Source organism: Rhizobium sp. NFACC06-2 (genome assembly GCF_900101425.1).
GTDB lineage: Bacteria > Pseudomonadota > Alphaproteobacteria > Rhizobiales > Rhizobiaceae > Agrobacterium > Agrobacterium leguminum.
In genome coordinates, this window is sequence record NZ_FMVA01000011.1 from 32,362 (window position 1) to 45,854 (window position 13,493).

General features: G+C 60.4%; 10 protein-coding genes. All 10 read left to right on the plus strand.

Annotated elements, in window-relative coordinates; genetic code table 11:
• Positions 1 to 107 precede the first annotated feature (107 nt).
• The 10 genes from F3H58_RS18330 to cysG all read left to right on the plus strand — a co-directional run bounded on the left by F3H58_RS18330 (position 108) and on the right by cysG (position 13,359).
• Positions 108 to 773 carry a GntR family transcriptional regulator gene (locus F3H58_RS18330; RefSeq protein WP_065656665.1) on the plus strand — a complete coding sequence of 222 codons (666 nt, stop codon included), beginning with the start codon at positions 108 to 110 and terminating at the stop codon, positions 771 to 773.
• A 101-nt stretch (positions 774 to 874) separates the two neighbouring features.
• Positions 875 to 1,462, plus strand: a complete 588-nt coding sequence (locus F3H58_RS18335; RefSeq protein WP_003519752.1) for an ANTAR domain-containing response regulator — start codon at positions 875 to 877, stop codon at positions 1,460 to 1,462.
• Positions 1,463 to 1,496: 34 nt separating this feature from the next.
• Positions 1,497 to 2,783, plus strand: a complete 1,287-nt coding sequence (locus tag F3H58_RS18340; protein ID WP_149743200.1) for a CmpA/NrtA family ABC transporter substrate-binding protein — start codon at positions 1,497 to 1,499, stop codon at positions 2,781 to 2,783.
• Positions 2,784 to 3,163: 380 nt separating this feature from the next.
• Positions 3,164 to 4,456 carry a CmpA/NrtA family ABC transporter substrate-binding protein gene (locus tag F3H58_RS18345; RefSeq protein ID WP_149743201.1) on the plus strand — a complete coding sequence of 431 codons (1,293 nt, stop codon included), beginning with the start codon at positions 3,164 to 3,166 and terminating at the stop codon, positions 4,454 to 4,456.
• 115 nt (positions 4,457 to 4,571) lie between these two features.
• Positions 4,572 to 5,465 carry a nitrate ABC transporter permease gene (gene ntrB, locus F3H58_RS18350; RefSeq protein ID WP_149743202.1) on the plus strand — a complete coding sequence of 298 codons (894 nt, stop codon included), beginning with the start codon at positions 4,572 to 4,574 and terminating at the stop codon, positions 5,463 to 5,465.
• Positions 5,466 to 5,478: 13 nt separating this feature from the next.
• Positions 5,479 to 6,276 (plus strand): ABC transporter ATP-binding protein, encoded by a 798-nt coding sequence (locus F3H58_RS18355; RefSeq protein WP_035263479.1) that lies wholly within the window; start codon positions 5,479 to 5,481, stop codon positions 6,274 to 6,276.
• Positions 6,277 to 6,281: 5 nt separating this feature from the next.
• Positions 6,282 to 8,729 carry a nitrite reductase large subunit NirB gene (gene nirB, locus F3H58_RS18360; protein ID WP_149743203.1) on the plus strand — a complete coding sequence of 816 codons (2,448 nt, stop codon included), beginning with the start codon at positions 6,282 to 6,284 and terminating at the stop codon, positions 8,727 to 8,729.
• Positions 8,730 to 8,734: 5 nt separating this feature from the next.
• Positions 8,735 to 9,070: a nitrite reductase small subunit NirD gene (gene nirD, locus F3H58_RS18365; protein ID WP_149743204.1), complete on the plus strand. Its 336-nt coding sequence runs from the start codon at positions 8,735 to 8,737 to the stop codon at positions 9,068 to 9,070.
• A gap of 208 nt (positions 9,071 to 9,278) precedes the next feature.
• Entirely contained in the window at positions 9,279 to 11,927 is a 2,649-nt protein-coding gene (locus tag F3H58_RS18375; RefSeq protein ID WP_149743206.1) for a nitrate reductase, read from the plus strand.
• Positions 11,899 to 13,359, plus strand: coding sequence for a siroheme synthase CysG (gene cysG / locus F3H58_RS18380; RefSeq protein WP_188128980.1), 1,461 nt, complete (start codon positions 11,899 to 11,901; stop codon positions 13,357 to 13,359). Before F3H58_RS18375 ends, cysG begins: the two co-directional genes overlap by 29 nt.
• The last annotated feature ends 134 nt before the right edge of the window (positions 13,360 to 13,493 follow it).

Sequence of the window (13,493 nt, forward strand, 5' to 3'; positions counted from 1 at the left end):
TTTTTTCGTGCTTTGCTAATGCTTTGTGCTATGGGCAATCATGCCGTGTCCGAACATGCCTGTCACGGAATTCCCGATGCTGCATTGCTCTTAAGGAAAGGAGCGCCATGACCGAAACGATAGAGGGTCTGCCGCTTGCGGATCGATTGGCCAAGGGTATTCGCACCCTGCTGATCTCCGGCGAGTTGATGCCGGGACAGCGCCTATCAGAGGCAGCCTTCAGTGAACGTTTCGACGTCTCGCGCAATTCGCTGCGCGAAGCTTTCCGGTTGCTGACCAAGGACGGGCTTCTGCGCCACGAGGCAAATCGCGGCGTGTTCGTCGCCGTTCCCACCATGTCCTCGGTCATCGATATTTATCGGGTGCGACGCATGGTGGAATGCGGCGCGCTTCGCCAGGCCTGGCACAAGCATCCCGCAATCAAGACGATGCGGGCAGCGGTCGAGGACGCCAAGGTCAAGCGTGAAGATGCAGACTGGCTGGGTGTGGGCAGCGCCAACATGAAATTTCACGCCGCCGTTGTCGATCTTCTCGACAGCGCTCGCCTCAGCGATTTTTACGAGCGTATCGCCGCTGAACTCAGGCTTTGTTTCGGTTTGCTGAAAGATCCCGAACAGCTTCATTCCCCCTTCGTGGACATGAACAGCAAGATCCTGTCGCTGATGGAAGAGGGCAAGGCGCAAGAGGCCGGCGACGAGATGGAAATCTATCTCAATCTTTCCGAGCGGACGGTTCTGAAGGCGCTTGAACGCGCCGTCGAACACGCTTCCTGACATGACGGACGGCAGGGGAGAAAACGACCCTTGCCGCTCCAGCCATTTTTTGCATCCGCAGCCGATTGCCAAGTTTGCTGCGCTGCGTCATCAATGCTGACATGACGCTTCGCGACCTGACCATTCTCGTTATCGACGAAAACGCGATCCGCGCCTCCATCATCGAGGAGGGGCTGCGCGAGGCCGGTTATCATCGCGTCACCGTTATCCATGAGGTGAACGGGGTGGCGCGCACCATCGAGACGCTGCAGCCCGATGTCATCTTCATCGATCTCGAAAATCCCAATCGTGACATGATGGAGCATCTGTTCCAGCTTACCCGCACGGTCGGGCGGCCAATCGCCATGTTTGTCGATCGTTCCGATACCGCTTCCATCGAGGCGGCCGTCGAGGCGGGCGTTTCCGCCTATGTGGTGGACGGGCTGAAGAAGGAGCGTGTCAAACCCATTCTCGATATGGCGGTCAGCCGCTTCAATGCCTTCAGCCGTCTGCAGCGGGAACTTGCCGAAGCGAAATCGGCGCTTGAGGAACGCAAGGTCATCGAGCGTGCCAAGGGCATTCTGATGAAGATGCGCGGCCTTTCCGAAGAGGAGGCCTTTGCGCTTTTGCGGCAAACGGCGATGAACGAGAAGAAGAAGATTTCCGAGATCGCGCAAAGCGTGGTCACCGCGGCCGGTCTGTTGATGTGACGAACCGCCGGTCGGACAGTGTGGAGTGAATGATATGGCGGCACCGGAAAAAACGGCCGGATCAGACAGCGGAGTAACACAAGCACCGGCAATCGTCGGCAGCGACCGGCAGAAAATTCTGCGTGCCGGCTTTATTCCGCTTGTCGACGCATCCGTCCTGATTGCTGCGGCCGAATTCGGTTTCGCAGAACGCGAAGGCCTTTCGCTCGATCTCGTCAAGGATGTTTCCTGGGCGAATGTACGCGACCGGCTGGCGTTTCGGCAATTCGATATCGCCCACATGCTGTCGCCGATGCCCGTCGCCTCCATGCTCGGGCTCGGCTCCAATCCGTCGCCGACGATCACGCCCTTTTCACTCGGACGCGGCGGCAATGCGATCACGCTTTCGACCCGGCTGTTTGCACGGATGAAGGATGTGACCGGGCTTTCCGAAACGGCGGGAGCGCTCGAAAATGCCGAGGCGCTGAAGCGGGTGCTCGATGATATGCGCGCCCGCGGCGAACCGACGCCGACGCTCGGCATGACCTATCCGTTTTCATCGCATAATTACGAGTTTCGCTACTGGCTTGCCGCCGGCGGCATTCACCCGGATCACGATGTCAAGCTTGTGGTCGTGCCGCCGCCATTGACCTCGGATGCGCTTGCCGCAGGGGCCATTGACGGTTTCTGCGTCGGAGCGCCGTGGAACATCGTCGCCGCCGAGCGCGGTGTCGGCCGGATCGTTGCGGCCAAGCAGGATTTGTGGCCTTCCGCACCGGAAAAAGTCATCGGCATGCGGCCCGAATGGGCGGAAAACCAGCAGGAAACGGTCGGACGGCTGCTGACGGCGCTCGATGCCGCCGCGCGTTGGTGCGACCTTGCCGAAAATCACGATGATCTCAGCGCCGCCCTTGCCGATCCCCGTTATATCGGCGCACCGGAAGGTATCATCCGCCGTGTGCTTGCCGGTGAATTCAGCATCGACAGCCAGGGCAACCGCCGGGTGATCGACAATTATTTCATCTTCCACGGCGGTCACGCCAATTATCCGCGCCAGAGCCAGGCATTGTGGATCTACAGCCAGATGATCCGCTGGGGGCAGGCCGAGTTTTCACAGGCCGGTGTGGAGGCCGCCCTGTCTGCCTACCGGCCGGATATTTATCGGGCGGCGCTGGGCGACGCCAATGCACCTGACGATGCCGATATCCGCATCGAAGGGCAGCAAGAGCAGGACCGTTTCGTGGATGGCCTCGTATTCGATCCCGCCGACATTCCAGGTTACGTAAACGCCTTTTCCGTGCGCACCGCCGCACCGTTTTCTCCGACTTCAGGCGAGACGTAAGCGGCGTCATGCCTTGCGGGCTGCGCAAATTTCAAGCGCGGAATTCTTCTCTTTGCACAAATGGAAGACAGAAAATGCGCTGGTTAAAATTTAATCAGTAGATAGATTTATAAAAATACTCTTTTATTTTCAATAATATAATCTGGTTTTTATAAACTGGCACGCCTCTTGCTTCTTGTTTTTTGCACCGGTCAACGGCGATCGGGGCAAGCAAGGCGCGGCATAGGCGCTTTCACAAGACACAGACGTCGCAAGGTTTTGCTGCCCGGAACACCTCCCGTTCCGCAGGCGCAAACACCGAGCGGCGTTTTTTTATTTTCAGGTTTTTTCGCAAGCGAAAGCGTCACCCGCAGAGGTGGCCCAATAAGGGGAACATGCGAATGAAAAAGATATTCTCCGGCGATGTCAGCCGCCGCTCGATACTGAAGACGACAGCCACCGCCGCCCTTGTCAGCGCCGTGCGCGTGGCCTTTCCGTCCGGTGCTTTCGCAGCCACCGCTGAGCCCGAGGTGAAAGGCGCGAAAATCGGCTTTATCGCGCTCACCGATGCCGCCCCGCTCATCATTGCGGCGGAAAAGGGCCTGTTCGCCAAACACGGCATGCCGGATGTCGAGGTTCTGAAACAGGCCTCCTGGGGTGCGACGCGCGACAATCTCGTGCTCGGCGGTGCATCGAACGGCATCGATGGCGCACATATCCTGACGCCCATGCCCTATCTCATGCATACCGGCAAGGTGACCCAGAACAATGTGCCGGTGCCGATGACCATCCTCGCCCGCCTCAACCTCGACAGCCAGGGCATTTCCGTCGCCAAGGAATATGCCGAAACCGGCGTTCAGCTGGATGCCTCCAAGCTGAAGGCGGCTTTCGAGAAAAAGAAGGCCGAAGGCAAAGAAATCAAGGCCGCCATGACCTTCCCCGGCGGCACGCATGATCTCTGGATCCGCTACTGGCTGGCCGCCGGCGGCATCGACCCGGACAAGGACGTCTCAACCATCGTTGTTCCGCCGCCTCAGATGGTCGCCAATATGAAGGTCGGCAATATGGATGTCTTCTGTGTGGGTGAGCCCTGGAACGAGCAGCTCGTCAATCAGGGCATCGGTTTTACTGCCTGTACCACCGGCGAACTGTGGAAGGGCCATCCGGAAAAGGCGCTCGGCATGCGCGCCGACTGGGTGGAAAAGAACCCCAATGCCACCAAGGCGCTGCTGATGGCCGTGATGGAGGCGCAGCAATGGTGCGATGAAATGGCGAACAAGGAAGAAATGTCCACCATCCTCGGCAAACGCCAATGGTTCAACGTGCCGCCGAAGGATGTGCTTGGCCGCCTGAAGGGCAATATCAATTACGGCAACGGCCGCGTGCTGGAAAATACCGGCCTGCAGATGAAGTTCTGGCAGGACCATGCCTCCTATCCCTTCCGCAGCCACGACAGCTGGTTCATCGCAGAAAACATCCGCTGGGGCAAATTCGCACCCGATACGGATGTGAAAGCGCTGGTGGAAAAGGTGAACCGTGAGGATATCTGGCGCGCGGCGGCCAAGGATCTCGGCGTTGCCGATCTTCCCGCCTCCACCTCGCGCGGCAAGGAAACCTTCTTCGACGGCAAGGTCTTCGACCCGGAAAATCCGTCGGCCTATCTCGAAAGCCTGTCCATCAAGGCGGCCTCCTGAGGAGGAGACCCGGGGTATCGCCCCTCATCCGCCAGATGCGCTGCCCAACCGGCGCGACTGAAGACCGGATGAGGGGCGAGCCCCAGACCGCAACCGAAATCAAGAGGAAACGCCCATGTCCGCATTGGCCCGAAAATTCAACGAAGAGCCGCAGCAGCCGATAGCGCAGAAGGCAAACGTCGTGTCGCTTGCGCCGAAACAGTCGCCGCGGATCGATCTGCGCAAATGGGGTGCGGCCGCTGCCCGCAACATCGTGCCGCCATTTGTCGTTCTCGCCATTCTGCTGGGCGTCTGGCAATTGCTCTGTTCCGCCCCCGGCTCATCGCTGCCGCCGCCGAGCCAGGTTTTCGAGGAGAGCTACGATCTCATCGTATCGCCGTTCTTCCATAATGGTTCGCAGGATATCGGCCTTGGCTGGCGCGTGCTGGTCTCGCTGGAGCGTGTGGCTTACGGTTTCGGCCTTGCCGCCATTGCCGGTATCATTCTCGGCGCTGTCGTCGGCCAGTCGGTCTGGGCCATGCGCGGTCTCGATCCGATCTTCCAGGTGCTGCGCACCGTGCCGCCGCTTGCCTGGCTGCCGCTTTCGCTGGCCGCCTTTCAGGACAGCAATCCTTCGGCCATTTTCGTGATCTTCATCACGTCCATCTGGCCGGTCATCATCAATACCGCAGTCGGCGTGCGCAATATTCCGCAGGACTACCGCAACGTGGCGCAGGTGCTGCGACTCAACCAGCTGGAATTCTTCTTCAAGATCATGCTGCCTTCGGCGGCACCCTACATCTTCACCGGCCTGCGTATCGGTGTCGGCCTTTCGTGGCTCGCAATCGTCGCGGCGGAAATGCTGACCGGCGGCGTCGGCATCGGTTTCTTCATCTGGGATGCGTGGAACTCCTCGCGCTTGCCCGACATCATCGTGGCGCTCGTCTACATCGGCGTCGTCGGCTTTGTGCTCGACAAGCTGGCGGCGGCGCTCGGCAAGGTCATCACCCGCGGCGCTGCGGCAAATTAAGAGGGCGACGATCATGAATGCTTATCTGAAGCTCGATCACATCGACAAATATTTCGACAAAGGCGGTTCGCGCGCCGAGGTGCTGAAAGGCATCAATCTCACCATCGAAAAAGGCGAATTCGTCTCCGTCATCGGCCATTCCGGTTGCGGCAAATCCACCATGCTCAATCTCATCGCCGGACTGACGAAAGTGTCTGCCGGCGCGGTGCTTCTCGAAAACCGCGAGGTCAACGAGCCGGGTCCGGAGCGCGCCGTCGTGTTCCAGAACCACAGCCTGCTGCCTTGGCTTTCGGTTTATGAAAACGTCAATCTCGCTGTCGAGAAGGTCTTTCGCAATAGCAAGACCCGCGCCGAGCGGCATGACTGGGTCATGCGCAATCTCGATCTCGTGCAGATGGCCCATGCCAAGGACAAGAAGCCTTCGGAAATTTCCGGCGGCATGAAACAGCGCGTCGGCATTGCCCGCGCGCTCGCCATGGAGCCCAAGATCCTGTTGCTCGACGAGCCATTCGGTGCGCTGGACGCGCTGACCCGTGCCCATCTCCAGGACGCGGTGATGGAAATCCACGCCCGGCTTGGCAACACCATGGTCATGATCACTCATGATGTCGACGAGGCGGTGCTGCTTTCCGACCGTATCGTGATGATGACCAACGGTCCGGCAGCCCACATCGGCGAAGTGCTGGAGGTGCCGCTGGCACGCCCGCGCAACCGCATCGAGCTCGCATCCGACAAGACCTACCTCAAATGCCGCGAGGCCGTGCTGAAGTTCCTTTACGAACGTCACCGCTTCGTCGAAGCCGCGGAGTAACAATCATGACGCAAAAACTCGTCATCATCGGTAATGGCATGGCGCCGGGGCGCATGTTGGAAAACCTGTTCGAAACCGCTCCCGGCCTTTACGACGTCACCATTTTCAACGCCGAGCCGCGCGTCAATTACGACCGCATCATGCTCTCGCCGGTCCTCTCGGGCGAAAAGAGCTACGAGGACATCGTCATCCATGATGACGGCTGGTATGCGGCCAATAACGTCACCTTGCACAAGGGTGCCAAAGTGACGGGCATCGACCGGGACAAAAAGACCGTCACCAGCGAAAACGGCATCACGGTTTCCTACGACAGACTGGTGATCGCCACCGGTTCCCTGCCCTTCATCATCCCCGTCCCCGGCCATCAGCTTCCGGGCGTGCTCGCCTACCGCGATCTCGACGATGTGACGAAGATGCTGGCGATCGCCGAGGGCAAGGGCCGCGCCATCGTCATTGGCGCCGGTCTCCTCGGGCTGGAAGCCGCATATGGTCTCAAGCGCCAGGGCATGGATGTGACCGTCATCCACCTGATGCCGACGATCATGGAGCGCCAGCTCGATCCGGCAGCGGCCTATCTGTTGGAAAAGGCGCTCACCGAGCGCGGCATCGACATCATCACCAAGGCCAATACCAAATGCATTCTCGGTGAGGAAAAGGTCGAAGGCATCGAGCTGGAGGACGGCCGGATCATCAAGGGCGACATGGTCGTGATGGCGGTCGGCATTCGCCCGGCTTCCGGTCTTGCCAAGGACGCTGGTCTCGCCGTCAATCGCGGCATCGTCGTCGATGACGGCATGATGACCTCGGACGCTTCGATCTACGCGCTCGGCGAATGCGCCGAGCATCGCGGCATGTGCTACGGGCTGGTTGCACCGCTTTACGAATCGGCGCGGGTACTGGCCGACCGTCTCTGCGGCGGCTCGGCCGAATATCACGGCTCCGTCACCAACACGAAACTGAAGGTTACCGGCATCAACCTGTTTTCCGCCGGTGATTTCGCAGAAGGCGACGACCGCGAGGAAATCGTGCTGCGCGATGCCACCGCCGGTGTCTATAAGCGCCTGATCCTCAAGGAAAACCGCATCATCGGCGCGGTGCTTTACGGCGAGACGGCGGACGGCTCGTGGTTCTTCGATCTGATGAAGAAATCGACCGATATTTCCGCCATGCGGGAAACCCTGATCTTCGGCCAGGCCTATCAGGGAGGGTCGCCGCTGGACCCTATGGCGGCCGTTGCAGCCTTGCCGGATGATGCGGAAATCTGCGGCTGCAACGGCGTCTGCAAGGGCAAGATCACCTCGGCAATCACGTCCAAGGGGCTGACATCGCTCGACGATGTGCGCGCCCACACCAAGGCGTCCGCCTCCTGCGGCAATTGCACCGGCCTTGTCGAGCAGCTGATGACGATAACGCTCGGCGACGGCTACAACCCCGCTGCCGTGCAGCCCATGTGCAAATGTACCGATCTCGGCCATGACGATGTGCGCCTGCTTATCAAGGCCAAGGGCCTGAAGACCATTCCCGCCGTCATGCAGGAATTGGAATGGAAGACCTCCTGCGGCTGCGCCAAGTGCCGGCCGGCGCTCAATTATTATCTCGTCTGCGATTTTCCGGACGAATATGCCGATGATTACCAGTCGCGCTACATCAATGAGCGCGTTCACGCCAATATCCAGAAGGACGGCACCTATTCCGTCGTGCCGCGCATGTGGGGCGGCGTCACCTCCTCCTCCGAGCTTCGGGCGATTGCCGATGTGGTCGACAAGTTCGATATTCCGATGGTGAAGGTGACGGGCGGCCAGCGTATCGACCTTCTCGGCATCGAGAAGGAGGATCTGCCCGCCGTCTGGGCCGATCTCGGCAAGGCCGGCTTCATTTCCGGTCAGGCCTACGCCAAGGGCTTGCGCACGGTAAAAACCTGTGTCGGTCAGCAATGGTGCCGTTTCGGCACGCAGGATTCGACCGGGCTCGGCATCCGCATCGAAAAATTCATGTGGGGCTCGTGGACGCCCGCCAAGCTGAAGCTCGCCGTTTCCGGCTGTCCGCGCAACTGCGCGGAGGCCACCTGCAAGGATATCGGCGTCATCTGCGTCGATTCCGGTTTCGAGATCCATTTCGCCGGCGCCGCCGGTCTCGATATCAAGGGCACGGAAGTTCTGGGTCTTGTCAAAACCGAGGATGAGGCGCTGGAGCATATTGTGGCGCTGACGCAGATGTATCGCGAACAGGCCCGCTATCTCGAGCGCATCTACAAATGGGCCAAGCGGATCGGTTACGACGAAATCCGCCGCCAGATCATGGAGGATGCCGACAAGCGCAGGGCCTATTTCGATCGCTTCGTCTTCAGCCAGCAATTCGCGCAGGTCGATCCCTGGTCGGAGCGGGTGTCCGGCCGCGACAAGCATGAGTTCAGGCCCATGGCGGCAATCGGTTTCAGCGAGGCGGCGGAGTGAGGACGATGGACAGCAACTGGATCGATATTGGCGATATTTCCGACATCCCGCTGCGCGGCGCGCGTTGCGTGAAGACGCCGATGGGCAAGATCGCCGTGTTCCGCACGGCGGAAGATCAGGTCTTCGCCATCGAGGACCATTGCCCGCACAAGGGCGGGCCGCTGAGCCAGGGCATCGTGCATGGCGCTTCGGTGACGTGTCCTTTGCATAATTGGGTCATTTCGCTGGAAACCGGCAAGGCGCTGGGGGCGGATGAAGGGGAGGTACGGACGATTCCGGTGCGTAATCTGGATGGGCGGCTTTCTATTGCGCTTGAGACCCTGATGATCGCGGCGGAGTGACTTGCGATGGCGGCGAAGATACCCCCCTCTGTCCTGCCGGACATCTCTCCTTCAAGGGGGGAGAGCCGCACAAACTTCGCTCTATATTTTGCGTCACCGACCATAGAGATCAAGCGGAAAGCCCGCAGCTTGTCCATCTCCCCCCTTGTGGGGGAGATGTCCGGCAGGACAGAGGGGGGTAAACACCACGCACTGAGAGGGCAAAACCATGCCCGTTGAAACCAAAACCACCTGTCCCTATTGCGGCGTCGGCTGCGGCGTCATCGCCACCGTTGCCGATGACGGCGTCGTTTCCGTCAAAGGCGATCCGGACCACCCCGCCAATTTCGGTCGCCTGTGCTCTAAAGGTTCTGCTCTGGCTGAAACCATCGATCTCGACGGTCGCCTGCTCCACCCCGAAATCGCCGGCAGGCGGGCGTCATGGGACGAAGCGCTTGATCTCGTCGCTTCCCGGTTTTCTCAAGCCATCGCCGAACACGGCTCGGACTCCGTCGCCTTTTACGTCTCCGGCCAATTGCTGACAGAAGATTATTACCTCGCCAACAAGCTGATGAAGGGTTTCATCGGCTCGGCCAATATCGATACCAATTCAAGGCTGTGCATGTCGTCGTCCGTCGCCGGCCATCGCCGCGCCTTCGGGGCCGATACGGTGCCGGGCACCTATGAGGATATGGAGCTTGCCGATCTGGTGATCCTCACCGGTTCCAATCTCGCCTGGTGCCATCCAGTGCTTTACCAAAGGCTTGCGGCGGCAAAGGCCGCGCGGCCGGAAATGAAAGTCGTTGTCATCGATCCGCGCCGGACGATGAGCGCCGATATTGCCGATATGCACCTCGCCATCCGCCCGGATGGAGATGTGGCGCTGTTTACCGGCTTGCTGGCGCATCTTTCCGATAGTCCTGCAGTCGATCGCGGTTATGTGGAAAATCACACGGTCGGTTTTGATGCAGCGATGCAGGCAGCAACCGGACACAGCTTGCCGGAGATCGCCGAAGCCACCGGCCTGACAGTCGCCGAATTGATCTCCTTCTACGAATTGTTCGAACGCACGGAAAAAACCGTCACCTGCTATAGCCAGGGCGTCAACCAGTCACAAAGCGGCACCGACAAGGTCAACGCTATCATCAATTGCCACCTTGCCACCGGCCGCATCGGCAGGCCGGGCATGGGTCCCTTTTCGCTGACCGGCCAGCCGAACGCCATGGGTGGGCGTGAGGTCGGCGGGCTGGCCAACATGCTTGCCGCCCATATGGCTATCGAAAATGCCGAGGATCGCGACCGTGTGCGGCGCTTCTGGGCATCGCCCGCCATTGCGGAAAAACCCGGCCTGAAGGCGGTGGACATGTTCAGGGCCGTGGCTGACGGCCGCATCAAGGCGCTGTGGATCATGGCGACCAATCCGGTGGTTTCCATGCCGGATGCCGGCGCCGTCGAGGCGGCCATCAGGGCCTGTCCTTTCGTCGTGGTGTCCGATGTCATGGCGAGTACCGATACAGCCCGCCATGCCCATGTGCTTCTGCCATCGCTTGGCTGGGGTGAAAAGGACGGCACGGTCACCAATTCCGAGCGGCGCATTTCCCGCCAGCGCGGTTTTCTCGATGTGCCAGGCGAAGCGAAAGCCGACTGGTGGCAAATGGCGGAAGTGGGTCGGCGCATGGGTTTCGGCACGGCCTTCGCCTATGGCCAGCCGTCGGAGATTTTTGCCGAACATGCCGCTCTTTCCGGCTTTGAGAATGCCGGCAGTCGCGATTTCGATATCAGCGGCGTCGAGCGGAATTCCTATGATGCGATGCCGCCGTTTCAATGGCCGAAGGCCGGGCCGGGCGATGCCGTCGTTACCCGCTTTTTCGCGGATGGTCGGTTTTACCATGCCGATGGCAAGGCGCGGTTCATCGCTACTGCCCTGCCGGAGACCGGCAGGACATCGGCGGATTATCCGCTGACGCTGAATACCGGCCGTATCCGCGATCAATGGCACACCATGACCCGCACCGGCAAAAGTGCGCGCCTGGCCGCCCATATCGCGGAACCCTTCGCCGAGCTTCATCCGCGCGATGCGCAGGCGTTGGGAATCGAAAGCGCCGATCTGGTGGAACTGGAAAGCCCCCATGGCAAGGTTCTGCTGCGGGCGCTGGTGAGCGAAAGGCAGGCGCGCGGCTCGGTGTTTGCGCCGATGCACTGGAACGACCAGTTCGCCTCGCAGGCGCGCATTGATGTCGTGGTTGCCCCGGTGACGGATCCGCATTCCGGCCAGCCCGCCTCGAAAAACGTGGCAGTAAGGGCAAAACGCTTCGAAGCGAAGGCCTATGGTTTCGCCATCTCCCGTATCCGGCCGGATGCGCCGGATTGTGCTTACTGGGCCACGGCCAAAGCGGATGGCGGTTATCGTATGGAGCTTGCCTTTGCCGAGGAGCCGCAGGACTGGACACTCTGGGCGCGACAGGTCTTCGGCATTGAGGCCAGGGTGGAGCCGCTGGGTTATAGTGACCGGCAGACGGGCGACATGCGCCTCGCCTTCTTCGACGGCGATATCCTGCTGGCGGCGCTGTTCGTCGCCAGGCAGCCGGTGGCCGTCGCCCGCAACTGGGCGATCTCGCAATTGACCGAGCGTCATGAGGATCTGCGCATGCGTTTTGCGCTGGTCGCTGGTCGCCCCGGTGCCGGCCGCGCCGATCCGGGCGCCACCGTCTGCTCCTGCTTTAACGTCGGAGTGAACCAGATTACCGCGGCCATCCGCGAAGGCTGCCGCAGCGTCGAAGCCATAGGCAAGGCGTTGAATGCCGGAACCAATTGCGGCTCCTGCCGCGCCGAAATCAGGGGGATCATCGATGGATGCCTTAAAACCGCAGCGGAATGAACCGGCCCGCATGGAAAGATTAGCCAAGTTGCCGGTCTTCTGGGGGCTTGAGGGCAAGCGCGTCGTGCTGGCGGGCGGATCGGACGGGGCCGCCTGGAAGGCGGAACTGCTGCTGGCCTGCGGGGCGGAATTGCATCTTTATTGCGAGCAGAGCGAGCTTTCGGAAAGCGTTGCAGTGCTTGTCGCAAAAAGCCAGATGCTGACATGGCATGACCGTCCGTGGGGTCCGGATATCTTCGGCGGCGCGGAACTGGCGCTGGCGGATTGCGAGACCGATGCGGAAGCCGCGAGCTTCTACGATGCCGCGCGCGCGGCTGGCGTTCCCGTCAATGTCATCGACAAGCCGGAATTCTGCCAGTTCCAGTTCGGCTCCATCGTCAATCGCTCGCCGGTGGTGGTATCTATTTCCACCGATGGCGCAGCACCCATTCTGGCGCAGGCTATCCGCCGGCGCATCGAGACATTGCTACCGCTTTCGCTGAAGGATTGGGGCGCGCTTGCCCAGACAATCCGCGAGCGCGTCAATCTGCGGCTCGCTCCTGGTGCGTCGCGGCGCTCTTTCTGGGAAAAATTCGTCGATCGGGCTTTTACCGAAAGGCTGGATGAGGGCAGCGAGGAGCGGCTGCTTGCGGATATCGGAATGCAGGCTGCGCGGGCAGGATCGGGGCGCGGCCTTGTGACGCTTGTGGGCGCCGGACCGGGCGATGCCGAACTGCTGACACTGAAAGCGGTGCGCGCTTTGCAGGCGGCCGATGTCATCCTGTTCGACGATCTCGTCTCGGCGGAAGTGCTGGAACTGGCGCGGCGGGAGGCGAAACGCATGCTGGTCGGCAAGCGCGGCGGCCGGGAAAGCTGCAGGCAGGAATATATCAATGACATGATGATCCGCCTCGCCAAGGCCGGCAAACGGGTGGTGCGGTTGAAATCCGGCGATCCAATGATTTTCGGGCGCGCCGGCGAGGAAATCGCTGCGCTGGAGGCTGAAAATATCCCGGTCGAGATCGTGCCCGGCATCACTGCCGCAAGCGCCATGGCCTCGCGCCTGGGTGTGTCCCTGACCCATCGCGACCATGCCCAGTCGGTACGCTTCATCACCGGCCATTCCCGGCAGGGAAGGCTGCCGGAAAATATCGACTGGAAATCGCTGTCCGACCCTTCCGTAACCACGGTTTTTTACATGGGTGGGCGAACCGCAGCCGAGATCGAAGCTTCCCTGCTTGCCCATGGCATGCCTGCCTTGACGCCCGTTGTCATCATGATTTCCGTCAGTCGCTCAAACGAACAGCGCTGGTGCGGTTCGCTTACTCAACTGGCTGCGGCCGTTGAGAGGCTGGGTGTAAACGAACCGGTGCTAATCGGCATCGGCGATGCTTTTGGTGCCGCGTCCTCGGCGATGTCCCGTTCCAGCCCGCTCATTCAGAAAGTCGGCTAAATAATATCGTCAAATGGCGTCGTGGGGTTCACGACCTGTTTTCATCCCGCCACTATCGCTGCTGCAAAACCGTCCCTTGACATTGGTTTTTCGTTCGCTCTTCAATAAAACGAAAAAATTGAAAGAGGAGGGAG

Coding starts and splice junctions, on each gene's coding strand:
- F3H58_RS18340 (WP_149743200.1), top strand. CDS start 1,497: ATGGCGGCACCGGAAAAAACGGCCGGATCAGACAGCGGAGTAACACAA.
- F3H58_RS18335 (WP_003519752.1), top strand. CDS start 875: ATGACGCTTCGCGACCTGACCATTCTCGTTATCGACGAAAACGCGATC.
- cysG (WP_188128980.1), top strand. CDS start 11,899: ATGGATGCCTTAAAACCGCAGCGGAATGAACCGGCCCGCATGGAAAGA.
- nirD (WP_149743204.1), top strand. CDS start 8,735: ATGGACAGCAACTGGATCGATATTGGCGATATTTCCGACATCCCGCTG.
- F3H58_RS18355 (WP_035263479.1), top strand. CDS start 5,479: ATGAATGCTTATCTGAAGCTCGATCACATCGACAAATATTTCGACAAA.
- F3H58_RS18345 (WP_149743201.1), top strand. CDS start 3,164: ATGAAAAAGATATTCTCCGGCGATGTCAGCCGCCGCTCGATACTGAAG.
- nirB (WP_149743203.1), top strand. CDS start 6,282: ATGACGCAAAAACTCGTCATCATCGGTAATGGCATGGCGCCGGGGCGC.
- F3H58_RS18330 (WP_065656665.1), top strand. CDS start 108: ATGACCGAAACGATAGAGGGTCTGCCGCTTGCGGATCGATTGGCCAAG.
- F3H58_RS18375 (WP_149743206.1), top strand. CDS start 9,279: ATGCCCGTTGAAACCAAAACCACCTGTCCCTATTGCGGCGTCGGCTGC.
- ntrB (WP_149743202.1), top strand. CDS start 4,572: ATGTCCGCATTGGCCCGAAAATTCAACGAAGAGCCGCAGCAGCCGATA.